Annotated in this window: 24 protein-coding genes; 10 read left to right on the top strand and 14 right to left on the bottom strand. The window is 69.0% G+C overall.

Annotated features, from left to right (window positions below; genetic code table 11):
* Nucleotides 1-13: 13 nt before the first annotated feature.
* The 4 genes from KL771_RS16460 to KL771_RS16445 form a co-directional block, all read right to left on the bottom strand.
* On the bottom strand, nucleotides 14-901 hold the full coding sequence (locus KL771_RS16460) for a DMT family transporter (RefSeq protein WP_261969634.1): 888 nt from the start codon (nucleotides 899-901) through the stop codon (nucleotides 14-16).
* Between the two features lie 166 nt (nucleotides 902-1067).
* Nucleotides 1068-1865, bottom strand: a complete 798-nt coding sequence (locus tag KL771_RS16455) for a Bax inhibitor-1/YccA family protein (protein ID WP_261969633.1) — start codon at nucleotides 1863-1865, stop codon at nucleotides 1068-1070.
* A 210-nt stretch (nucleotides 1866-2075) separates the two neighbouring features.
* Entirely contained in the window at nucleotides 2076-4727 is a 2652-nt protein-coding gene (locus KL771_RS16450; protein ID WP_261969632.1) for an ABC transporter permease, read from the bottom strand.
* 40 nt (nucleotides 4728-4767) lie between these two features.
* Nucleotides 4768-5511 (bottom strand): ABC transporter ATP-binding protein, encoded by a 744-nt coding sequence (locus KL771_RS16445; protein ID WP_261969631.1) that lies wholly within the window; start codon nucleotides 5509-5511, stop codon nucleotides 4768-4770.
* 102 nt (nucleotides 5512-5613) lie between these two features.
* Between KL771_RS16445 and KL771_RS16440 the strand changes: the two genes are divergently transcribed.
* On the top strand, nucleotides 5614-6285 hold the full coding sequence (locus KL771_RS16440; RefSeq protein WP_261969630.1) for an arylesterase: 672 nt from the start codon (nucleotides 5614-5616) through the stop codon (nucleotides 6283-6285).
* A 76-nt stretch (nucleotides 6286-6361) separates the two neighbouring features.
* The gene (locus tag KL771_RS16435; RefSeq protein WP_261969892.1) at nucleotides 6362-7414 is read left to right on the top strand and encodes an NADP(H)-dependent aldo-keto reductase; all 1053 of its coding nucleotides are present in this window, start codon (nucleotides 6362-6364) and stop codon (nucleotides 7412-7414) included.
* A 64-nt stretch (nucleotides 7415-7478) separates the two neighbouring features.
* Here KL771_RS16435 and KL771_RS16430 read toward each other — a convergent pair whose 3' ends face one another.
* The 7 genes from KL771_RS16430 to KL771_RS16400 form a co-directional block, all read right to left on the bottom strand.
* On the bottom strand, nucleotides 7479-7778 hold the full coding sequence (locus KL771_RS16430; protein ID WP_261969629.1) for a hypothetical protein: 300 nt from the start codon (nucleotides 7776-7778) through the stop codon (nucleotides 7479-7481).
* A gap of 255 nt (nucleotides 7779-8033) precedes the next feature.
* Nucleotides 8034-8807 carry an alpha/beta fold hydrolase gene (locus KL771_RS16425; protein WP_261969628.1) on the bottom strand — a complete coding sequence of 258 codons (774 nt, stop codon included), beginning with the start codon at nucleotides 8805-8807 and terminating at the stop codon, nucleotides 8034-8036.
* A 315-nt stretch (nucleotides 8808-9122) separates the two neighbouring features.
* The gene (locus KL771_RS16420) at nucleotides 9123-9263 is read right to left on the bottom strand and encodes a hypothetical protein (protein WP_261969627.1); all 141 of its coding nucleotides are present in this window, start codon (nucleotides 9261-9263) and stop codon (nucleotides 9123-9125) included.
* Between the two features lie 48 nt (nucleotides 9264-9311).
* A complete protein-coding gene (locus KL771_RS16415; protein ID WP_261969626.1) occupies nucleotides 9312-9701 on the bottom strand; it encodes a Uma2 family endonuclease in 390 nt (129 codons plus the stop codon).
* A 215-nt stretch (nucleotides 9702-9916) separates the two neighbouring features.
* Nucleotides 9917-10186: a hypothetical protein gene (locus KL771_RS16410; RefSeq protein WP_261969625.1), complete on the bottom strand. Its 270-nt coding sequence runs from the start codon at nucleotides 10184-10186 to the stop codon at nucleotides 9917-9919.
* Between the two features lie 283 nt (nucleotides 10187-10469).
* Entirely contained in the window at nucleotides 10470-11195 is a 726-nt protein-coding gene (gene phbB / locus KL771_RS16405; RefSeq protein ID WP_261969624.1) for an acetoacetyl-CoA reductase, read from the bottom strand.
* 186 nt (nucleotides 11196-11381) lie between these two features.
* Nucleotides 11382-12557 carry an acetyl-CoA C-acetyltransferase gene (locus tag KL771_RS16400; protein ID WP_261969623.1) on the bottom strand — a complete coding sequence of 392 codons (1176 nt, stop codon included), beginning with the start codon at nucleotides 12555-12557 and terminating at the stop codon, nucleotides 11382-11384.
* 458 nt (nucleotides 12558-13015) lie between these two features.
* On the opposite strand from KL771_RS16400, the gene phaR reads away from it, so the two are divergent.
* The 6 genes from phaR to obgE all read left to right on the top strand — a co-directional run bounded on the left by phaR (nucleotide 13016) and on the right by obgE (nucleotide 17227).
* The gene (gene phaR, locus KL771_RS16395; RefSeq protein WP_054360032.1) at nucleotides 13016-13591 is read left to right on the top strand and encodes a polyhydroxyalkanoate synthesis repressor PhaR; all 576 of its coding nucleotides are present in this window, start codon (nucleotides 13016-13018) and stop codon (nucleotides 13589-13591) included.
* Nucleotides 13592-13990: 399 nt separating this feature from the next.
* A complete protein-coding gene (gene rplU, locus KL771_RS16390) occupies nucleotides 13991-14293 on the top strand; it encodes a 50S ribosomal protein L21 (protein ID WP_261969622.1) in 303 nt (100 codons plus the stop codon).
* 230 nt (nucleotides 14294-14523) lie between these two features.
* The gene (gene rpmA, locus KL771_RS16385) at nucleotides 14524-14796 is read left to right on the top strand and encodes a 50S ribosomal protein L27 (protein ID WP_054360030.1); all 273 of its coding nucleotides are present in this window, start codon (nucleotides 14524-14526) and stop codon (nucleotides 14794-14796) included.
* A gap of 165 nt (nucleotides 14797-14961) precedes the next feature.
* A complete protein-coding gene (locus KL771_RS16380) occupies nucleotides 14962-15606 on the top strand; it encodes a GNAT family N-acetyltransferase (protein WP_261969621.1) in 645 nt (214 codons plus the stop codon).
* Nucleotides 15603-16187, top strand: coding sequence for a GNAT family N-acetyltransferase (locus KL771_RS16375; protein WP_261969620.1), 585 nt, complete (start codon nucleotides 15603-15605; stop codon nucleotides 16185-16187). Before KL771_RS16380 ends, KL771_RS16375 begins: the two co-directional genes overlap by 4 nt.
* Nucleotides 16184-17227 carry a GTPase ObgE gene (gene obgE / locus KL771_RS16370; RefSeq protein ID WP_261969619.1) on the top strand — a complete coding sequence of 348 codons (1044 nt, stop codon included), beginning with the start codon at nucleotides 16184-16186 and terminating at the stop codon, nucleotides 17225-17227. The genes KL771_RS16375 and obgE overlap by 4 nt, the downstream gene beginning before the upstream one ends.
* Nucleotides 17228-17251: 24 nt before the next feature.
* Here the strand turns inward: obgE and modC are convergent, their stop codons facing one another.
* Nucleotides 17252-18373 (bottom strand): molybdenum ABC transporter ATP-binding protein, encoded by a 1122-nt coding sequence (modC, locus tag KL771_RS16365; protein ID WP_261969618.1) that lies wholly within the window; start codon nucleotides 18371-18373, stop codon nucleotides 17252-17254.
* Nucleotides 18370-19068, bottom strand: coding sequence for a molybdate ABC transporter permease subunit (gene modB, locus KL771_RS16360; protein ID WP_261969617.1), 699 nt, complete (start codon nucleotides 19066-19068; stop codon nucleotides 18370-18372). Before modB ends, modC begins: the two co-directional genes overlap by 4 nt.
* A gap of 122 nt (nucleotides 19069-19190) precedes the next feature.
* On the opposite strand from modB, the gene modA reads away from it, so the two are divergent.
* Nucleotides 19191-19973: a molybdate ABC transporter substrate-binding protein gene (modA, locus tag KL771_RS16355; RefSeq protein ID WP_261969616.1), complete on the top strand. Its 783-nt coding sequence runs from the start codon at nucleotides 19191-19193 to the stop codon at nucleotides 19971-19973.
* A 44-nt stretch (nucleotides 19974-20017) separates the two neighbouring features.
* A complete protein-coding gene (locus tag KL771_RS16350) occupies nucleotides 20018-20470 on the top strand; it encodes a winged helix-turn-helix domain-containing protein (RefSeq protein ID WP_261969615.1) in 453 nt (150 codons plus the stop codon).
* On the opposite strand, the gene KL771_RS16345 is transcribed toward KL771_RS16350, so the two are convergent.
* On the bottom strand, nucleotides 20424-20855 hold the full coding sequence (locus KL771_RS16345) for a TOBE domain-containing protein (RefSeq protein WP_261969614.1): 432 nt from the start codon (nucleotides 20853-20855) through the stop codon (nucleotides 20424-20426). The genes KL771_RS16350 and KL771_RS16345 overlap by 47 nt on opposite strands.
* Nucleotides 20856-21116: the final 261 nt, after the last annotated feature.

Here is a 21116-nt window from a genome sequence, read left to right as displayed (position 1 = left end):
GGAGGCGTGCCGATCAGCCGCGGCCGGAGGCCAGCGCCACCCCGGCGACCGTGACCGCCATTCCGGCGAACTGGATCGGACTGAGGACCTCGCCGATCAAAGCCCAGGCCTGGAGCGCGGAAACCGGCGGCACCAGGTAGATGAGAACGGCCGCGCGCGAGACCTCGCCGCGCCGGATCAGGAATAGATAAAGCGCGATGGTCAGGATCGAGAGCACCAGCACCGACCAGGCCAGCGCGAAGAACAGCTCCGGGGTCGGCTCGAAACGCAAGGATTCCGTGGCCAGCGCCAAGGGCGCCACGGTCGCGAAGGCGGCGCAATATTGCAGCGCCGCGATGGTGCGCAGGTCGCCGCCCTGCAGGAATCGCTTCTGCCAGAAGGTGCCGGCCGTCACCGCCACCATGCCGACCAGATTGACGGCGAGCGGACCGAGGACGCCGGCGACGTGGTCCGAGCCGAGACCGGCGAGCTTCGGCGACAGCGCGACCACCAGACCGATGAAGCCGAGCGCAACGCCGAGCTTGCGGCGGGTGGTCAGCATCTCGCCGAGCAGGCGCGGTGCCAGCAGGGCGGTCAGAAGCGGTTGGACCGATGCGATCAGGGCGGAGAGGCCCGCCGGGATGCCATGGGCGATCGCCCACCAGACGCCGCCGAGATAGAGGCCGTGCAGCAGCGCGCCGGTGATCAGCGCATGCAGGATAAAGCGCGGATTGCGCGGCAGGCCGGCGCCGAAGGTCAGCGCGTAGGTGCCGATCAGCACGGCGGCGAGGCCGAAGCGCACCGCCAGGAAGGTCAGCGGATCGGCATAGGGCGTCACATAGCGCGCAGCGACCCATCCGGTCGACCACAGGAAGACGAAGAGGGCCGGGATCAGGCCAAGACCGAGGCTGCGTGCGTTCATCCCGCAGGCCTAGCGGGCCAACGACACGCATGCAACGGTCGCACCGGGCGCGGCAGCCTTGCACCGCCCCGGCGCGATGCGGAACGCGGCCCCCCGAAATGCGAGGGGCGCGGCCCTTGCGGACCGCGCCCCGTCATCGGATGCCTTCCGACTGCGGCGTCCCGGATCAGTCGTTCTTCTGACCGAACAGCTGCAGCAGCATGGTGAAGAGGTTGATGAAGTCGAGGTAGAGGGTCAGAGCGCCCATGATGGCCGAGCGGCCGATGGTGGCCTGATCGGCGCCGTCGAGAGCGTAGATATACTCTTCCTTGAGCTTCTGCGTGTCGTAGGCGGTCAGGCCGGCAAAGACCAGCACGCCGATCACCGAGATGGCGAACTGCAGCGCCGACGAGGCCAGGAAGATGTTCACGATGCTGGCGATCAGGATGCCGACCAGACCCATGAACAGGAACGACCCCCAGGCCGACAGCGACTTAGAAGTCGTGTAGCCGTAGAGCGACAGCGCGCCGAAGGTGGCGGCAGTGATGAAGAACACGCGCGTGATGGAAGCGTGCGTGTAGATCATGAAGATGGTCGCCAGCGAGACGCCGACCAGGGCCGCGTAGAGCCAGAACACGCCCTGCGCTGCCGCCACGCTCATAGACTGGACGCGGAAGCCCAGCAGGAGCACGAGGCCGAGCGGCGCGAACATGATCACCCACTTCAGCGGGCTGACGAACAGCGTGTAGCCGAACTGGGTCAGCGCCACACCGCCGCGCAGGGTCTGCACGGCATCGGCCGCGCCCGGCGTGGTGATCGACAGGGTGTAGATGAAGAACGCCGCAAGGCCGGTCACGGCCACGCCGATCGTCATATAGTTGTAGATCGAGAGCATGTAGGAGCGCAGGCCCTGATCGATGGCCTGGGCATCCGGGCGCGCCACGGTCGAGCCGAACCGCGCGTATTGGTTCCCGAAGTTCGACATCGGTGAAATCCTTTCGAAATCGATACGGTCCACCGCATCAGGAGGCGGCGGTCATCGACAATATGGGAGGGGTTGCGTTCCTCCGCAAGCGGCATCGGTCAGGAAAATATCATCTTGGGGCCCATTCCTCGCGCAAGGTCAACAGTCTCGGCGGAAATGGGAATTCGCGCCCACCCGGGCCTGATCGGATGACAGCCGTCACCGACTTCGTCACAAATGGCGCAGCACCGGGGCCGCCTTGGCGCCGAGGGCCCGCCAGGTGTCGTAGAGGCCGAATCCGAGCGTGGCCGCCAGCGCCAGGGCGACCGAACCGATCGCCACGGCGGCATCCAGCGCAAAGGTCAGGCCCATGATCCTGGACAGGACCATCCAGGCCGCCGCGCTGCCGGCGACAAGGCCGAACAGCGCCGCAGCGAGGCCGACGAGGCCATATTCGAAGGCGAAGGCGGTCAGGATGCGCCGACGCGTCGCCCCGAGCGTCTTCAAGACCACGGCGTCGTAGATACGCCGGCGCTGGCCCGCCGCGAGTGCGCCGGCAAGCACCAGCACCGCCGTCGCCAGCGTCACGCCGGCCGCCGCCCCGACCCCGTCGGCGAGCTTGCCGACCAGATCGTCGACCGCCTGCAGGGCGTCCTTGACGCGGATCGTAGTGACGACGGGGAAGGCCGCGGTGACCTTGCGCAGGAGGTCGACCTCCTTGTCGGCCGTGCCGCCATCCGCCCAGGTGACCGTGGCCAGGAAGGAATGCGGCGCCCCGCGGAAGGTGTTGGGCGAGAACACCATCACGAAGTTGATGCCGAGCGTCTCCCATTGCAGACGGCGGAAATTGGCGATCTTCGCTTCGAACTCCCGGCCGAGCACGTTGACCCGCACGCTGTCGCCGATGGCAAGCCCGAGCCCGCGGGCGATATCCTCCTCGAAGGAGACCAGCGGCGGGCCGGCATAGTCCTTGGCCCACCAGGAGCCCGAGACCATCCGGGAGTTTTCCGGCAGGCTGTCCGAATAGGTGATGCCGCGGTCGCCGGTCAGAACCCAGGCCGCCTCGCGCGCCGGGGTCACGCTGGCCGCCGGCACGCCTTTCAGCGCGACGATCCGGCCGCGCAGCATGGGCACGTCGACCAGTTGGGCATCGGGGGCCTCGCGCCGCACCAGGGCATTGAACTCAGGCACCTGGCGGTTGGGCACGTCCATGAAGAAGAAGCTCGGCGCATGCTTCGGCAATTGCTGGCGGATCTGGTCGCGCAGATTGGCGTCGACGAGCGCCAGGGTGACGAGCAGCGTCATGCCGAGGCCGAGCGACAACACGACCGACCCAGTCGGCGCGCCGGGCCGGTGGATGTTGCGCAAAGCCAGACGCAGTTCGGCCGAAGGCGGCGACGGCATCCGGGCGGCGAGCGCAATCACGCCGATGGCGACGAGGCGCAGGAGCCCGAAGGCGGCGCCGAGCGCGGCGAGATAGAGAAGCGCCGCGACGCGGTCCTCGGCGAGCCCCAGTGCCAGGGCGGCGAGGCCGGCGAGCGCCGCGCCGACCAGCACAAGATAGCGCGGCCGCGGCAGGCGCCGGTCCGGCTCGACGGCGTCGCGGAACAGCGCCGTCGGCGGAACGTCGTGGGCTCGGCCGAGCGGTATGCTGGCGAAGGCGACCGCGACCAGGAACCCATAGGCGACGGCAAGGCCGAGTTCGGCCGGATAGAGCACGGCGCGCGCGCCGATCGGCAGCACGCCGGACAGGAAATAGCCGGCGATCGGCGGTGCGATCGACCCGAGAACCAGGCCTGCAACAATGCCGAGGCCGGCGATCGCCAGGATCTGCAGGAAATAGACCCGGAAGACGAAGCTGCCGGACGCGCCGAGGCATTTCAGCGTCGCGATCACGTCGCGCTTGCCGTCCAGATAGGCCCTGACCGCATTGGCGACACCGACGCCGCCGACGATCAGCGCGGTCAGCCCGACCAGGGTCAGGAACTGTGCGAAGCGATCGATGTTGCGCTTCAGGCTCGGTGCCGCATTGGCGCGGCTGCGCGTTTCGAAGGCGGCATCCGGATGGGCCGTCTCGATTCCGTTCGCCAGCGCCCGCAACCCGGCCTCGTCGGCGACCTGGGATGCGAGCTTCACCCGGTAGTGCCAGCGCACCAGACTGCCGGGCTGCAGAAGCCCGGTCTCGCGCAATGCGGCCTCCCCGATCAGCAGCCGCGGCCCGAAGCCGACGCCGCCGGCGACCTTGTCGGGCTCGGACCGGACCACCCCGGCCACGGTGAATTGCGCGGTTCCGACCGAAATCTCGTCGCCGATCGCCAGGCCGAGCCGGACCATCAGCGGCACCTCGACCAGCGCGCCGTAGCGGCCGCGCCCGTCGCGGGCGAGCAACCCGCGCGCGTCGTCCGCGATCACGCCGCCGGCCGTCTCGGCCTCCAGCCGGCCGTAGAGCGGATAGGCGGCATCGACCGCCTTGATCTCGACCAGCGTCTGGTCGACGCCGTCGCCCTTGCGTGCCATGGCGCGCAGCGTCGCGGCGACCGAGACCGTGCCGAGCCGGCCGATGCTGGCCGCCTCCGCCGGGCTCGCCTCGCGGTTGACCAGCGCGAAGGCGAGGTCGCCGCCGAGGATGCTCTGCCCCTCCTCGGCGATGGTCTCGGTCATCGCGCGGCGCACCGAGTTGACGCCGGCGATCGCCGCCACGCCGAGTGCGATGCACAGAATGAAGATGCGGAACCCGCCGAGCCCGCCGCGCAGTTCGCGCAGGGCGAAGCGCAGCGCGGTCGCCAGGGATTGGGCCGCCGCGAAGGATTGGGCGGCCGCGACGCCCCGATCGCCGCCCGGCGCGCCAGCCGCACGCGGATGCCGGTCGGCGGACGGCGACATCAACATCCGGAGCCTCTCAAGCAGAGCCGTCATCGCCGCATCACGCCCCGGTCGCCGACAGGGCCGCGGCCGCTCCCGACGCCGCCGCCCCGGCTTCGGTCGTCGCGTCGGGTCCGGCCACGATCCGGCCGCCCGAGACATGGACCATGCGCGCGCAGCGGCGGGCGAGCGCGGCGTCGTGGGTGACCAGCACCAGCGTCGCCCCGCGCTCGGCCTGCTTGGCGAAAAGGAGGTCGGCAACCTGCCGGCCGGTCGCGGCATCGAGATTGCCGGTCGGCTCGTCGGCGATGACGATGGCGGGCCGGCCGACCAGGGCGCGCGCGATCGCGACCCGCTGCTGCTCGCCACCCGACATCTCGGCCGGATAGTGCCCGGTCCGCTGCGCCAGACCGACCGCGGCCAGCTCGGTGCGCGCCCGCTCGAAGGCCTGCGGGATGCCGGCCAGTTCGAGCGGCACGGCGACATTCTCCAACGCGGTCATGTTGGGCACGAGATGGAAGGACTGGAACACGATGCCGACATGCCGGCCGCGGAACAGTGCCAGCTGGTCCTCGTCCATCGCCGAGAGGTCGGCGCCCGCGACGCGGACCCGGCCGGACTGGACCCGCTCCAGACCCGCCATGACCATCAGCAGGGTCGACTTGCCCGAGCCCGAGGGCCCGACGATGCCGACCGATTCGCCCGCCTCGACGGCGAGCGTGGCCCCCTTCAGCACCTCGACGGCGACGGCCCCCTTGCCGAGGGTCAGGCGAAGATCCGCAAGGTCGACGAGGGGTTCGGACAAAAGCGAAGCTCCGCAGTTGGGACGCCCCTGGTCGCGGGGCCTCAGCGGGCTCATATGGGAGGCGCCCGCCCGGGATCCAGATGACAGGCCGGAGTCTTTTCCATGACCGCAACCCCGTCCCGCCGCAGCGTTCTCGCCGCCCTGGCCAGCCTGGCGACGCTCGGCCAAGCCGCCACCGGCCCCGGATGGGCCGCCGCGCCCGCCGCCCGGACGGTCCGCATCGTCGCACTCGGCGACAGCCTGACCGCCGGCTACGGCCTGCCGCCCGGCGACGCCTTTCCGGTCCGCCTGGAGGCGGCGCTCAAGGCGAAGGGTTATCACGTCGAAGTGATCAATGCCGGCGTTTCCGGCGACACCTCCGACCAGGGCCTCGCCCGGCTCGACTGGTCCACACCGGAGGACGCGGATGCGGCGATCGTCGAGTTCGGCGCCAACGACGCGTTGCGCGGTCTGCCCCCGGCGACCACGCGCGCAGCGCTCGACGAGATCGTCGGCCGCCTCGCCGCCCGCATGCCGGTCCTGGTCACCGGCATGCGCGCGCCGCGCAACATGGGCGAAGCCTATGCGAACGCATATGACCCCCTCTTCCGGGAGGTGGCGGAAAAGCACGGCGCTCTATACGATCCGTTCTTTCTCGAGGGCGTCGTCCTCGATCCCCGCCTCAACCAGCCCGACGGAATCCACCCGAACCGCGCCGGCGTGGATCTGATCGTGGGTCGCATCCTGCCCATGGTGGAGGACCTGATCGGCCGTGCCCTGACACGACGGTCGTGACGGTCCGCCACCGACCACCCGGAGTCGTCGACGCATGAATATCCGCACTGAAACCGGCCTGCTGGCGCCCGGCGCCATGGAGTATCGCCCGCTCGGCACGACCGGGCTGATGGTCAGCGCCTTCTGTCTGGGCACCATGACGTTCGGCGAGCAGAACACCGAGGCCGAGGGCCACGCGCAGCTCGACTTCGCGCTCGATCACGGCATCAATTTCATCGATACGGCGGAGATGTACGCCATCCCGCCGAAGCCCGAGACGCAGGGCTCGACGGAACGGATCATCGGCACCTGGCTGGCCGCGCGCGGCAACCGCGACAAGATCGTCCTGGCCACCAAGGTCAGCGGCCGCAGCCCGAACGGCTGGCTGCGCGACGACGGTGCGCCGACCCGGCTGACCCGCCGGCAGATCGACGAAGCCGTGCACAAGAGCCTGAAGCGGCTGCAGACCGACTATATCGACCTCTATCAGGTCCACTATCCCGAGCGCCCGGTGCCGCAGTTCGGCTCCAACCCGGTGATCTGGCGCACGCCGGAACCGGCCGCCGACGAGACCGCCATCGAGGAGAGCCTCGACGCGCTCGACGCGCATGTGAAGGCCGGCCGCATCCGCCATATCGGCCTGTCCAACGAGACCGCCTGGGGCACGATGCGCTGGCTCGGTGCGGCCGCGCAAAGCGGTGCGGCCCGCGTGCAGTCGATTCAGAACGCCTATTCGCTGGTCAATCGGACCTTCGAAGTCAATCTGGCCGAAGTGGCGCTGCGCGAGAAGGTCGGGCTGCTCGCCTATTCGGCGCTGGCGCAGGGTTACCTGACCGGCAAGTACCGCAACGGCGCCCTGCCGGTCGGCGCGCGCAAGACCCTGTTCAACCGGCTGCAGCGCTACGAGACCCCGCATGCCGACGCCGCCGTCGCCGCCTACTGCGATCTGGCTGCCGAGCACGGGCTCGACCCTGCCCAGATGGCACTGGCCTTCGCGGTCTCCCGGCCGTTCGTGACGTCGGTCATTCTCGGCGCCACCACGATGGCCCAGCTGACCACCTGCATGGGCGCCACGGGTGTGACGATCAGCCCCGAACTGGAAGCCGCCATCGACGCGATCCACCTGCGCCACACCAATCCCTGCCCGTGACGGACGTCGGAACGCTGGGGGACGCGGGCGCCCGCGCTCCCCAGCGTTCGGCGCTGCGGGACGATCAGAACGGCCTGATGTGCAGGCCGACGCGATCGGACGGCGACCGCGTGCGGTCCGGACTGACCTGCGGGCTGGCGCGCAGGGCGCGCATCACCAGGGCGACGAAATATCCGACCTGAACGGCGATCGGGAATGCGATCAGATTGAGGATGGTGCCGCCGAGGGTCTCGCCATGCAGGGCGGAGACCGGCAGGGCGACGATCAGCGCCAGCAGCGCCAACGCCGCCAAACCTCTGATCTTGAGGTAAAGTCCGGCCGCCATGCCGACCAGGGCAAGGGCGATGCATGCGATGACCATCACGTCGCGCGGCCTTCCAGAGCGGTGGTTCGTCTCACGTCGAAAGGCCGGTTGCCTGCCATGCTGCGTTCAAGCATCGGGAGCGGATCGGGACCTTGCCGCCGGCATCGACGTCGATCCCGGCGGCAGACACTGTCTGAAGAGACTTTTTAGTTCAACTTGAAACGAATCCGACCGGTCGGAATCCTTAATTTCAGTACGCTCCCCCGGCTTCGACGGGGCAGGAGCGCCGATCCGGGTCGCCCATGCCGGTCCGGTTCATTCGGCGGCGCAGGTCTCGACCAGGATGCGCGTCACCTCCCGGGGCACCTCCAGATGCGGCATGTGCCCGACGCCGGCGAAGACATGGACGCCGACCGTGCCGGGCGCGCGGCGCGACTGCCGGGTCGGTAGCACGCGATCCTGGTTGCCCCAGATCAGCCGCACCGGATGCGGCAGGCCGCCGAGAAGGGACAGATCGAAGCTCTTCTGGCGTTCGCCGTCGAGGATCGCCTCGACGATACGGGCGAGCGCCGCCGTCACGCGCGGGTCGCGCCGCTCGGCCGCCATGTGGCGGGCGATCTCCAACGGCACCGGCCGCTCATAGCCGAAGAACTGCTCCAGCAGCGCATGGATCTCGTGTTCGGCGACTGCCACCGCGAAGCGGCGCAGCAGGCGCTGGTTGATTTCGTCGCCGAAGCCGCCCGGCGCCAGCAGGGTCAGGCTGGCGACCCGTTCCGCCTCGGCGAGCTTCATGGCGACCAGCACTGCCGTCGCCCCGCCCATGGAATGACCGGCGAGATGGAAGCGCTCGATGCCCATCGCCGACAGGGACTGGATCACCGCCTTGGCCGAGATGCCGGCATGGCCGATCTCCGGCCAGTCGAGCGCGGCGCCGTGACCGGGCAGATCGAACGCGATGGTACGCCGGCGCGTCTCCAGCGCGATCTGCTGGCCGAGCCAGGTCTCGCGCGAACCGGCGAAACCGTGCAGGAACACGATCGGCGTCCGGCCTTCCGGACCGCGGGCGGAATGGGGCAGGATCGACGACATAAACGGCGGCCTCCGGCGGGACTGGGCCGATCCCTAGAGCATTTCCGGATCGGATGGAATCATCCGATCCATCAGGAAATGCTCCAGCATCAACACCCTGAGCCAGTCCTTTTCGTCTGGATCGCTTCGATCCAGACGGGACAGGCTCTAGAGCAATTCGCGTTCGGAGGAAATCGTCCGATGGACGGGAAAGCGCTCCGGCGGCCCGAACCGGCGCCGCCCTCAGCCGGGCCGACGCCGCAACGCCTTCGGCACGTCCGCCTCTGCGATGTCCGGCCGGCTGTCGTCCGCCCGTCGCCCAGGCGGCGGGGGCGATCAACCGATCGGAAGATCGAAATAGATGCGCCCGAGGTCGAACCGGTACGCGACGGCATCGAGCACGAGATCGTCGCCGGGCCGGGTCAGAACCTCCATCGACCAATCGCCGCCAGCGCGCCGGTAGTGTTCGACACGCATCTGATCCGTATAGATCAAAAGGATATGCGAGACGCTGGCCAGCGACTTTTAGAACCACAGCTTGCGACCGCGGTCGACGTCCATGGTCGACGGCGACAGCACCTCGACCACGACGACCGGATCGGTGATCCAGGTGCGGTCGCCGCGAGGCCCGCAGCGGACGACGATATCCGGACGGCATCCGTCGAAGCGCCCGAGATCGTCATTGGCCTGGACCCGCATGCCGCCGAGAGAGGTCCGGCAATTCCGGTCATCCATGGCGAGCTTCAGCGGCGCGCCCAAATTCGAGACGATCTGCTCGTGGGTCTCGGTCGGATTGGACATCATCACGATCCGGCCGTCGACCAGTTCGAGACGAAGACCGTCGGCGGCGTCGGCAGCCCGCCGCTCGAATTCCGCCAGCGTGATCGGGCGCTCCTGCTCGACAGCTTCCGCCATGACTGCCCTCGTCGAACCGGTTCCAGCATAGGCGCAGCGGTGCGAAAGGGAAACGGCCCGCCCTGCGGGTCGCAGGAGCGGGCCGGCTCGAAAGCTCGGGATCGCCCGGTCTCACGCACTGGACCGGCCGCCCTCGGCCTGCAGCACGAGGCGGCGGCAATCCCCGGCATCGCCGAAGGTCAGAAGGGCGAGCATACGCCCCTCGCCTCGCGCGCCTATTCGGGGTTGTGGACGACGGAGCTTCCCGGCTTGCTCAGACGCTGGACGACGCCGAGATGCGCCGCGGCGCCGGCATCGGGCAGCGTCTGCTTGCCGACCCGCGCGCCCTTGCGGTCGAACTGCAGCACGATCGTTCCGGTCGGGCTGGTGATCACCTGGGCCTTCGTCCCGTCGGCATAGTTGATCGTCGAGTTGCCCGCCACGGCGGTTCCGCCGGCGATCCCGAGGACCATGAGTCCGGTGGCGAGACCGATCGCGACTCTCATGTGTATCCCTCGCACTGATCCGAAGATGAGGATGCGGTGCATTATCACGGAGTCACAACGGGAGGTCAATGCCGCTACCGAACGGGACCGATCCCGGTCACGATCGGCCGTCGGGCGGCGCCGGCTCGCCGGCCGAAACGCGTCGGCCCGCCGCGGGGCTCCCCGCAGCGGGCCGATCGATCGCATGGTACCGGCCAACCGGCCGACACGGAAACGACCCGCCCTTCCGGGCGAGCGGTTGCCGCGACAGGAGCCCAGTTGCGGACCGGGCCCGCAGCCGCCGTCAGGCCATATACTGGCCGCCGTTGGCCGACAGGGTCGAGCCGGTGATGAAGCCGGCGTCGTCGGAAGCGAGGAAGACGACCGCGCGCGCGATCTCCTCGGGCTGACCGAGGCGGCCGACCGGGATCTGCGGCAGGATGCGGGTCTTCAGGACCTCTTCCGGCACCGCCATGACCATCTCGGTGGCGATGTAGCCGGGGCAGATGGCGTTGGCGGTGATGCCCTTGGAGGCGTTCTCCTGGGCGATCGCCTTGATGAAGCCGATGTCGCCGGCCTTGGCGGCCGAGTAGTTGGCCTGACCGGCCTGGCCCTTCTGACCGTTGATCGACGAGATCACGATGATGCGGCCGAAATTGCGCGCCCGCATGCCTTCGATGACCGGACGGGTCATGTTGAAGAGGCCGTCGAGATTGGTGCGGATGACCGCGGACCACTGCTCCTTGGTCATCTTGTGGAAGAAGCCGTCCTTGGTGATGCCGGCATTGTTGACCAGCACGTCGACCGGGCCGAGTTCGGCCTCGACCTTGGCAATCCCGGCCGTGCAGGCGTCGAAATCGCCCACGTCCCACTTGTAGGTCGGAATGCCGGTCTCGGCCGTGAACTTGGCGGCCGCCTCGTCGTTGCCGGCATAGCTCGCCGCGACGCTGTAGCCGGCGGCCTTGAGGGCCTTGGAGATCGCAGCGCCGATGCCGCGCGAACCGCCCGTGACCAGTGCAACCCTACCCATGACATTTCTCCCGTTCAGAAATCGGAGCCGGTCAATAGCCGGTCACTCTTTGGACTGTCGAGGTGGCAATTCGGCGTCGGACAAAAGGCGTCCGACGAAAGTCGCGGATCGGATTGCCGGACATTGGAACGGGGCGGCACGATGGCGCCACCCCCGTCGAAGCCCGGTGCGGGAGAACCCGCCCGATCAGCGCTCGACCGTCAGGGCGACGCCCATGCCGCCGCCGATGCACAGCGTGGCGAGGCCCTTCTTGGCATCGCGCTTCTGCATCTCGTGCAGCAGCGTGACCAGGACGCGGGCGCCGGACGCGCCGATCGGATGGCCGATCGCGATCGCGCCGCCGTTGACGTTCACGATGTCCGGGTTCCAGCCCATGTCCTTGTTGACCGCGCAGGCCTGCGCCGCGAAGGCCTCGTTGGCCTCGACCAGGTCGAGGTCGTCGACCGTCCAGCCGGACTTCTGCAGGGCCTTGCGCGAGGCCGGGATCGGGCCGGTGCCCATGATCGCCGGATCGACGCCGGCGGTCGCCCAGGAGACGATGCGGGCGAGCGGGGTCAGGCCGCGCCGGGCGGCTTCCTCCGCCGACATCAGCACCAGCGCGGCGGCGCCGTCATTGATGCCCGAGGCGTTGCCGGCCGTCACGGTGCCTTCCTTGTCGAAGGCTGGGCGCAGCTTGCCGAGGGCGTCGAGCGTCGCACCCGCGCGGATATACTCATCCTGGTCGACGATCTTGTCGCCCTTGCGGTCCTTGATCACGACCGGGACGATCTCGTCCTTGAAGCGGCCGGCCTTCTGGGCGGCCTCGGCCTTGTTCTGCGAGGCGACCGCGAACTCGTCCTGCGCGGCGCGGGTCAGCTGCCACTGCTTGGCGACGTTCTCGGCGGTGTTGCCCATGTGGTAGCCGTGGAAGGCGTCCATCAGGCCGTCGCGGAGCATGGAATCGGCCATCTCCAGCGAGCCCATCTTGGTGCCGTTGCGCAGATGCGCGACATGCGGCGCCATCGACATGGATTCCTGACCGCCGGCGACGATGATGTCGGCATCCCCGGTCAGGATTTGCTGCATGCCGATCGCGACGGTGCGCAGGCCCGAGCCGCACAGCTGGTTGAGGCCCCAGGCGGTCGCCTCCTTCGGAATGCCGGCCGCGATGGCGGCCTGGCGGGCCGGGTTCTGGCCCTGGCCGGCGGCGAGCACCTGACCGAGGATGACTTCGTTGACCTCGGCGGCCTCCACCTTGGCCCGCTCCAGCGCGGCCTTGATCGCAATGGCGCCGAGCTGATGGGCCGGCAGGCTGGCCAGCGAACCGTTGAAGCTGCCGACTGCGGTGCGGGCGGCAGCGACGATGACGACGTCTTTAGCCATCGCATGTTCCTCCGAGATGGGTTGAAGTCCTTGATCCGAGAAGCCGGACGGCAGGGGGTCCCCGAGGGCGATCCGGCAGTCCCGCGCAATAGAGACATGGCCGATCCCGGTGTCAATCCGAGGTCCCGCGACTTGAGGTCAGCAATCCGTCGGGGGGCGGCGACCGATGCGCAGTTCTCCCGAGGCGGCCGACTACAGCGGCACGGTTTCGCAGGCGCGAGAAAATTTGTGGCCCCTGCGAGAGAAACTTCATAATGTCAGACATCCGGACCTCCGAGGGATCCCGATCCAGGCGATCGGGAGGAGGGTTCGGCAGGCCGGATCGCCACAAAGGCGGACGGCCGGCCGGTGCCGCATCGCCCGCATGGCCCGGGCGGGCCGTCGCCAGCGAGGAACGCCGATCACTGGAATCCGTCGAGACCGAATTCGTCGAGACCCGGGGGGCTGGACTGACCGCGATGACCAAGACCAAAGAACCGACCATAATCAAGAAATACGCCAACCGGCGGCTCTACAATACGGGCACCTCGACCTATGTGACGCTCGAGGATCTCGCCGAGATGGTGAAGGGCGAAGAGGATTTCGTGGTTTTCGACGCCAAGTCGGGCGACGAGATCACCCGGTCCGTGCTGACCCAGATCATCTTCGAGCAGGAGAACAAGGGCACCAACCTGCTGCCGATCGCCTTCCTCCGGCAACTGATCCGGTTCTACGGCGATTCCATGCAGAACCTCGTGCCGAGCTACCTCGAATTCTCCATCGACAGCCTGACCCGCGAACAGGGCAAGCTGCGCGATCACATGACCCAGGCCTTCGGCAACAATGCCTTCGAGGCGATGCAGGACCAGGTCCGGCGCAATACCGAGATGTTCGAGCGCGCCATGCGCATGTTCATGCCCTTTTCCGGCACCGCCACCGAGGTTCCGAAGGCGCGCGCGGAAGAGAAGCCGGAGCCCAACGAGCTCGACCGCCTCAAGCAGCAGATGGAGGACATGCAGCGCCGCCTCGACGCCATCGCCGAGCGCAAGAGCTGAAGCCGGTCGCGCGGCGCCGGCCCCCGCCGGCCCGCTGCGGCAACACCCGTCCCGGCGCCGCAATGTCTCCATCCTCGCCACAGGCCGCATCACGCCGAGCGCGGTCGATATTCCGGCCGAATTCCTTGACTTCGGCCGATCCCTCGATATAACGCCCCCATTCGCGAGAGCCGGGCCGCAAGCCCGGCTCATTGCGCTGTTCGAGGCTTGGCCGCCGGTTCGCCGGCATGGCCGTCAAGTCCGTTCTCCTCCGCCGGCCTCGACCGGACGGATCGACCCCGTTTCGATCGCCCCATGGGGGCGGGCGAAACACCAGGGTCCGGGACGGCGCCGAAGGACGCGCGAAGCAAAACGGAACCTCGCAGCCTGCGGGGCAGCCGTTCAGACAGGGACTACACAATGTTCGCGGTCATCAAGACCGGCGGCAAGCAGTATCGGGTTGCCGCCGAAGACGTCGTTACCATCGAAAAGCTCGAAGCCGCTCCCGGCGAGACCGTCACCTTCGGCGAAGTGCTGATGGTCGGCACCGAAATCGGTACGCCCTTCGTGGCGGGCGCGTCCGTCACCGGCATCGTGGTCGAACAGACCCGCGGCGACAAGACGATCGCCTTCGTCAAGCGCCGCCGCAAGAGCTGGAAGCGCAAGAAGGGACATCGGCAGGAGCTGACGGTCGTGCGTATCACCGGCATCGCCGCGGCCTGAGGCGGGACGGGTTCCGGCCCGATGGCCAGGGATCCGGCGACCGGCCTCGCCTTCCGGCTGCGCGGCTCTCCCGGGAGGGCGCGCGCAGAACGGAGACCCGATCCGCGCCTTGCGCGGGTTGTCGAATCCGAATGTCGGGGCTAGTGTGGCGCCGATCTGTTATCCACCCGCGGATGCGTGACCGCCGAGACCGGCCGGACCGCCCGCAGACGAAGTGAAGGAGCTCGATCATGGCTCATAAGAAGGCTGGCGGTTCGTCCCGCAACGGCCGCGACTCCGACGGCCGTCGCCTCGGCGTCAAGAAGTTCGGCGGCGAAGCCGTCATTCCGGGCAACATCATTCTGCGCCAGCGCGGCACCAAGTGGCATCCCGGCCAGGGCGTCGACATGGGCAAGGATCATACGATTTTTGCCATCGTCGAAGGCAAGGTTCTCTTCCAAGCCAAAGCCAACGGCCGAACCTACGTATCCGTTGCGCCGAATATGGCAGCAGCAGCGGAGTAACCCGGCGAGATGACCTCTCTTCCGCCGGTGTCCCAAGACCCCGGCGGATCAGAGCTCCGCTGAATTCCTGAAATCCCCGGATGGGGGCGACGGAGGGGGTGATGGGGCACCATCCCCCCTCCAACTCGTTTTCGCCCCCCATCACTCCGTCCGGAGGATCCAGGAATGAGCGACAGGACCGATCCGACAAGTCCGGTCGAGGACTTGGCCAGCCTGATCGTCGAAACCGCGAGACTGGTGCTGCGCCAGCCGACGCGGGACGACGCCGAGCGGCTGGCCGAACTCGCCAACGACATCGCCATTGCCGAGAACCTGTCGAGCATGCCGCACCCCTATTCGGTCGCGGACGCGCTCGCCTTCATCGACAATACCGACGTGTCGCCGCTGCGGGTCAATTTCGGCATCTATGCCAAGGACGACGCCGGTCGCTTCATCGGCACCGCCAGCCTGATGCCGCGCGACGGCGAGCGCTTCGTCGTCGGCTACTGGATCGGGCGGCCCCATTGGGGGCTCGGCTATGCCACGGAAGCGACCCAGGCGATGGTCGATCTCGCCTTCGACCGGCTCGACGCACCGTCGGTCTCGGCCAGTTGCCGGGTGACCAACGGCGCCTCGCGCCGGGTTCTGGAGAAGAGCGGCTTCCAGTATGCCGGCCAGGGCATGGGTCCGTCCCTGTTCCTGCGCGGCATGGTCCCGGTCGACCGGTTCCGGATCGAGCGGCCGGTCTGGAAGTCGTTGCGGGCTTGGCGCGATGCCTCGGTGGCGCGCCGCGAGGCGACGGCGTCGCACCTCGCCGGGGCGCTGTCGTGAACGGCCCCGGCCGGGCCGTCGGCGGGGCGGCGTCCGGAGGCAGCGCCGCCGGACCGGTCCTGGAGACCGCCCGGCTGCGGCTGAGGCCCTACGATTGGGACGACGCGCCGGCGATGACGGCCTTTCTGGCCGATTTCGACGTGGCGCGCTGGCTCGCGCTGGTGCCGCATCCCTACGGGCCCGAGCATGCTCGGAGCTTCCTGGAGAAGACGCTCGGCGGCGGCTTCCCCGACAAGCTCGGTCTTGCCATCGAGGTCGACGGTGCGCTGGCCGGCGGAATCTCGCTTGCCGGCTTGTCGGCACTGCCGATGCTCGGATACTGGCTGGGTCCGCCGTATTGGGGGCGCGGGCTTATGACGGAGGCGGTCGCCGCCGTTCTCGCCCACGGCTTCGGGACGCTGGGTCTGACGCGGGTCGGCTCCGGCATCTTCGCCGGCAACGAGGCCTCGCTCGCCATCCAGCGGCGGGCGGGCTTCGAGGTGATCGGCCAGAGCGAGGTCTTCTCGCTCGCCCGCAACACGACCGTGACCCATATCGACACGCGCCTGACCCGCAGGCGCTGGCAAGAGACGAAACGATGAAATTTCTCGACACCGCCAAGGTCTATGTCCGCTCCGGCGACGGCGGAGGCGGCAGCGTTTCGTTCCGGCGCGAGAAGTTCATCGAGTTCGGCGGCCCGGACGGCGGCGACGGCGGGCGCGGCGGCGATGTCTGGGTCGAATGCGTCGAAGGCCTCAATACGCTGGTCGACTACCGCTACCAGCAGCATTTCAAGGCGCGCACCGGCGGCCACGGCATGGGCCGCAACCGCGCCGGCGCCAATGCGCCGTCTATCACGCTGAAGGTTCCGAAGGGCACCGAAGTGCTCGAGGAGGACGGCGAGACCCTGATCGCCGACCTGACCGAGGTCGGCCAGCGCGTGCTGCTCGCGCGCGGCGGCAATGGCGGCTTCGGCAACGCCCATTTCAAGTCCTCGACCAACCAGGCGCCGCGCCATGCCAATCCGGGCCAGGACGGCGAGGAGAAGGCGCTCTGGCTGCGCCTGAAGCTGATCGCCGAGGCCGGCCTCGTCGGCCTGCCCAATGCCGGCAAGTCGACCTTCCTGGCCACCGTCACCGCCGCCAAGCCGAAGATCGCCGACTATCCCTTCACGACGCTGCATCCCGGCCTCGGCGTGGTCCGGGTCGATGCGCGCGAATTCGTGCTCGCCGACATTCCCGGCCTGATCGAGGGCGCCCACGAGGGCCAGGGCCTCGGCGACCGCTTCCTCGGCCATGTCGAGCGCTGCCGCGTGCTGCTGCACCTCGTCGATGCCAATTCGGACGACGTGGTGCGCGACTACAAGATCGTCCGGCGCGAGCTGAAGCTCTATGGCGAAGGTCTGGCGCAGAAGCCGGAGATCGTCGCCCTGTCCAAATGCGACGCACTGACCGAGGAGGAGCGCGCCGAGAAGGTCGCCGCGCTCAAGAAGGCGGCCCGGCGCGTGCCGATCCAGCTGTCCTCGGCGAGCGGCGAGAACGTCGAGAAGACGCTGCGCGCCCTACTCCGCGCGATCGATTCGGACACCGCCGCCGAAGCCAGCGAGGTTCCGGCCGCCAAGGAGGACGCCTGGCGGCCCTGAACGGCACCTTCTCGGCGCTCCGTTTCAGCCCGCCGACGGCCCGTCCGCGCCCAAGACCGGCCGCTCGTCGAGCGAGACGGTCTTGACCAGGGCATGGACCGTGTCGCCGGGGCCGAGGCCGAGCGCGGCGAGGCCCATGCGGGTGACCGAGGCGACCAGCGTGCCGCCGCCCGGCAATGCGATCTCGACCCGGGCCAGCGCCTGATCGGTCGGGTGCAGCGCCGCGATCGTGCCGGAAAGGACCGAACGCACGCTCATCCGCGCCGGCGGCGGTTCGGCGGCGAGCGTCACGTCGGTCGCCCGGACCACGATGGCCAGCTCGCGCCCCGGCTCGCCGGCGGGTCCGGGCAGCCACAGCGTGCCGGCCGGATGGACGATGCGCGTCAGCCCATAGGCGGGCTCGTAGGCATCGACGCGACCGGTCAGCACCGAGACCAGATCGAACCGGTCGACCCCGGCCGTGGCGGCGAGCCCGAAGACGCGATCCGGCGCCCCCTCGCCGGCGATCCGGCCGCGATCGAGCACGACGACATGGCCGGCCAGCCGCGCCACCTCCTCGACCGCATGGCTGACATAGACGATGGGAATCGCGAATTCGTCGCGCAGGCGCTCGATCAGCGGCAGGATTTCGAGCTTGCGCGGCCGGTCGAGCGCGGCCAGCGGTTCGTCCATCAGGAGAAGCCGCGGGCTCGACAGCAGCGCGCGGCCGATCGCGACCCGCTGGCGCTCGCCGCCCGACAGGCTGGCCGGCCGGCGGCCGAGCAGAGAGCCGATGCCGAGCGTCGCGACAACCGGCTCGAAGGGGACGGCCCGGCTGCCGCGCGGGGCGAACCAGCGGCCGAACATCAGGTTGGCCCGCACGCTCATATGCGGAAACAGCAGCGCGTCCTGGAACACGAGCCCGATCCGCCGTCGCCGCGGCGGCAGGAAGACGCCCCGCTCGGTATCGACCAGCACCTGGCCGTCGACCTCGATGCGGCCGCGATCCGGGCGGATCAGGCCGGCGATCATGCGCATGGCGGTGGTCTTGCCGGCCCCCGAGGCGCCGAACAGTGCCGTCACCGCCGCCGCGCTCTCGAAGCGGGCCTCGAGCCGGAACCCCGCCTCACCGGTGGCCAGCCGATGGTCGGCCTCGAAGCGGATCATGCGATCAAACCCGTCTGGCGGCGCGCCCGCGCCTGCAGCGCCTCGGAGACGACCAGGGCGATCAGCGCGATCACCACCGAGACCAGCGTCAGCCGGAACGCCTGGGCGTCGCCGCCGGGCACCTGGGTGGCGGCATAGATGGCCGCGGCGAGCGTGCGCGTCTCGCCCGGAATCGAGGAGACGAAGGTGATGGTGGCGCCGAATTCGCCGAGCGCCTTGGCGAAGGCCAGGATGGCGCCGACCACGATGCCGGGCAGCGCCAGCGGCAGCGTGACCAGAAAGAAGGTGGCGATCCGGCCCGCCCCGAGCGTGCCGGCGGCCTGCTCGAGCCGCGGGTCGATGCCTTCGAGCGACAGCCGGATGGCGCGCACCATCAGCGGGAAGCCCATCACGGCGGCGGCCAATGCCGCGCCGGTCCAACGGAAGGAGAGTACGATGCCGAGATGCTCGGCCAGGAAGGCCCCGAACAGGCCGCGCCGCCCGAACAGTATGAGCAGCAGATAGCCGGTCACGACCGGCGGCAGCACCAGCGGCAGATGAATGAGGCCGTCGACCAGCGCCCGGCCGGGAAAGCGGCCGCGCGCCAGCACGACCGCGACGAGGATCGCCACCGGCAGGCTCGCCAGTGTCGCAACCCCGGCCACCCGCAGGCTGAGCAGGATCGCGGTCCATTCCTCTGCACTGAATTCGATCATGCTGGCGGGTCGTCCTATATCGCAAACGATATTGCATTCCGGCTCAAGCCGTGCACGATCGTATAGAGCTGACCGGCGGAATCCAGCCCGCCGCGGATGATTTTGCCGGAGGACTATCCCCGATGTCGATTCTGCGCCGCTCCCTGATCGCCGGTCTCGCCGCCCTGGCGGTCGCCGTCGCCATCCCGTCCCGCCCGGTCGTCGCCCAATCCGGCGACGTGGTCGTCTTCGCCGCCGCCAGCCTGAAGAACGCCCTCGACGAGATCGCGGCGGACTACACCAAAAAGACCGGCAAGAAGGTCGCGATCTCCTACGCGGCCAGTTCGGCGCTCGCGCGCCAGATCGAGCAGGGCGCACCGGCCCAGGTGTTCGTCTCCGCCGATCAGAAATGGATGGACTATGCCGCCGCCAAGGGGCTGATCGAACCGGCGTCCCGGTCCGATATCCTGGGCAACCGCATCGTTCTGGTCGCCCCGAAGGACGTCGCCAAGCCGATCGAGATCAAGGCCGGCTTCGACCTCGGCAAATTCCTCGGCAACGGCCGTCTTGCCATCGGTGCGGTGGCGTCGGTGCCGGCCGGTACCTACGCGAAGGAATCGCTCGAAAAGCTCGGCGCCTGGGACGGCGTCAAGGGCAAGCTGGCGGAGGCCGAATCGGTGCGCGCTGCGCTCCTGCTGGTCTCGCGCGGCGAGACCCCCTACGGCATCGTCTATCAGACCGATGCAGCCGCCGACCCGAATGTCGCCGTGGTCGGCACCTTCCCGCCCGAATCGCACACGCCGATCCTCTACCCGGCCACCCTGGTCAAGGACGCGGGAGCGGACGGTACCGCCTTCCTGGCCTTCATGCGTTCGGCCGCCGCGCGCAAGGCCTACGAGAAGCAGGGCTTCACGGTCCTCTATTGAATGCCGGCTTCCCTGGCGCCGGCCGGCGCGGCATAGTCGGCGCCATGGGAGACGTCTATGCCACGCCGGAGACCGGACCCGCCGCCGCGCGGGTGTCGCTGACCGTCGACCTGCCGCATGGCGGCCGGATCGGCCCGGAGGACATCGCCCTGATCGAGATGATCGCCCGCGAACGCTCGATCGTCGGGGCCGGTCGCGCGCTCGGGCAGTCCTACCGCAAGACCTGGCTGATGGTCGACGCGCTCAACCGCATGTTCGAGAGCCGGGTGGTCGACACCTTCCCGGGCCGGCGCCAGGCCGGCGCCGAGGTGACCGATTTCGGCCGCCGCCTCGTCGCCCTCTACCGCTCGGCCGAGCGCCGGGCCAACGCCACCACCGCCCGGGCGCTGGACGAGATCGTCGCCAGCCTGGACTGGCGCTTCGAGGCGGCCGTTCCCCCCACGGCCGCCATCACGGAGACGGCCAGGGACGCGGCGGCGGCAGATCGGCCGGACTGATCATGGCCGGCTCGATCGCCACGGTCTTGATCATCGCCCAGGCGTGCAAGCCCGGCTCCAGCGCCAGCCGCTCGACCGATTCGGCCGTCACCAGCGCGTCGAGCCGGGTGGCGCCCAGATCGAGCGCGACCCGCACATAGGGCAGCGCCAGGGGCTCGACCGCCGCGATGGTTCCCGGTAGCCGGTTGGTGATCGAGACATCCATCGGCCGCGTCAGCGCCAGCGCCACATCGCGCGCATCGATGGCGATCCGCACGCCGGCCCCGGGGTCGAGCGCGACCTGCGGCACGCGCAGTTCCCCGTCGGCGAAATGCAGCGTCGACAGGCCGTAGGCCGGATCGTGCCGCAGGACTCGGGCCAGAATGGCGGTCGAAATCCGGATCATCGGCGGCGTCGGCTCCCGTCTGAACAGCGATGACGTCGCCACCGGCGACGCAACGGGCCTCCGCCCGCCCCGACACTATAGCCCGCAATCCGACCCGGGTCGGCTAGGCTTCGCGTTTGACCGGCACGGTGGGTAGGCGGTGTCGGAGGAATACCCGAAGCCGCGAGCGGTTGCCGATCTCCCGGCGCATTCCCGGCCGCAGCGAAGCGGAGAGCCGGGACCCACTCTGCCGTCAACTTGCCGCAAGAGCTTGAATCGGTT

The sequence above is a fragment of the Prosthecodimorpha staleyi genome (assembly GCF_018729455.1).
In the GTDB taxonomy this organism is placed as follows: domain Bacteria; phylum Pseudomonadota; class Alphaproteobacteria; order Rhizobiales; family Ancalomicrobiaceae; genus Prosthecodimorpha; species Prosthecodimorpha staleyi.
The sequence above is the reverse complement of the archived record's forward strand: the minus strand, read 5'-3'. Positions and strand labels throughout refer to the sequence as shown.

Coding starts and splice junctions, on each gene's coding strand:
- KL771_RS16380 (WP_261969621.1), top strand. CDS start 14,962: ATGAGCGACAGGACCGATCCGACAAGTCCGGTCGAGGACTTGGCCAGC.
- KL771_RS16410 (WP_261969625.1), bottom strand. CDS start 10,186: ATGAGAGTCGCGATCGGTCTCGCCACCGGACTCATGGTCCTCGGGATC.
- modC (WP_261969618.1), bottom strand. CDS start 18,373: ATGATCCGCTTCGAGGCCGACCATCGGCTGGCCACCGGTGAGGCGGGG.
- rpmA (WP_054360030.1), top strand. CDS start 14,524: ATGGCTCATAAGAAGGCTGGCGGTTCGTCCCGCAACGGCCGCGACTCC.
- KL771_RS16345 (WP_261969614.1), bottom strand. CDS start 20,855: ATGATCCGGATTTCGACCGCCATTCTGGCCCGAGTCCTGCGGCACGAT.
- obgE (WP_261969619.1), top strand. CDS start 16,184: ATGAAATTTCTCGACACCGCCAAGGTCTATGTCCGCTCCGGCGACGGC.
- phbB (WP_261969624.1), bottom strand. CDS start 11,195: ATGGGTAGGGTTGCACTGGTCACGGGCGGTTCGCGCGGCATCGGCGCT.
- phaR (WP_054360032.1), top strand. CDS start 13,016: ATGACCAAGACCAAAGAACCGACCATAATCAAGAAATACGCCAACCGG.
- KL771_RS16440 (WP_261969630.1), top strand. CDS start 5,614: ATGACCGCAACCCCGTCCCGCCGCAGCGTTCTCGCCGCCCTGGCCAGC.
- KL771_RS16400 (WP_261969623.1), bottom strand. CDS start 12,557: ATGGCTAAAGACGTCGTCATCGTCGCTGCCGCCCGCACCGCAGTCGGC.
- KL771_RS16455 (WP_261969633.1), bottom strand. CDS start 1,865: ATGTCGAACTTCGGGAACCAATACGCGCGGTTCGGCTCGACCGTGGCG.
- KL771_RS16420 (WP_261969627.1), bottom strand. CDS start 9,263: ATGCGTGTCGAACACTACCGGCGCGCTGGCGGCGATTGGTCGATGGAG.
- rplU (WP_261969622.1), top strand. CDS start 13,991: ATGTTCGCGGTCATCAAGACCGGCGGCAAGCAGTATCGGGTTGCCGCC.
- KL771_RS16435 (WP_261969892.1), top strand. CDS start 6,362: ATGGAGTATCGCCCGCTCGGCACGACCGGGCTGATGGTCAGCGCCTTC.
- KL771_RS16415 (WP_261969626.1), bottom strand. CDS start 9,701: ATGGCGGAAGCTGTCGAGCAGGAGCGCCCGATCACGCTGGCGGAATTC.
- modB (WP_261969617.1), bottom strand. CDS start 19,068: ATGATCGAATTCAGTGCAGAGGAATGGACCGCGATCCTGCTCAGCCTG.
- KL771_RS16450 (WP_261969632.1), bottom strand. CDS start 4,727: ATGTCGCCGTCCGCCGACCGGCATCCGCGTGCGGCTGGCGCGCCGGGC.
- modA (WP_261969616.1), top strand. CDS start 19,191: ATGTCGATTCTGCGCCGCTCCCTGATCGCCGGTCTCGCCGCCCTGGCG.
- KL771_RS16350 (WP_261969615.1), top strand. CDS start 20,018: ATGGGAGACGTCTATGCCACGCCGGAGACCGGACCCGCCGCCGCGCGG.
- KL771_RS16425 (WP_261969628.1), bottom strand. CDS start 8,807: ATGTCGTCGATCCTGCCCCATTCCGCCCGCGGTCCGGAAGGCCGGACG.
- KL771_RS16460 (WP_261969634.1), bottom strand. CDS start 901: ATGAACGCACGCAGCCTCGGTCTTGGCCTGATCCCGGCCCTCTTCGTC.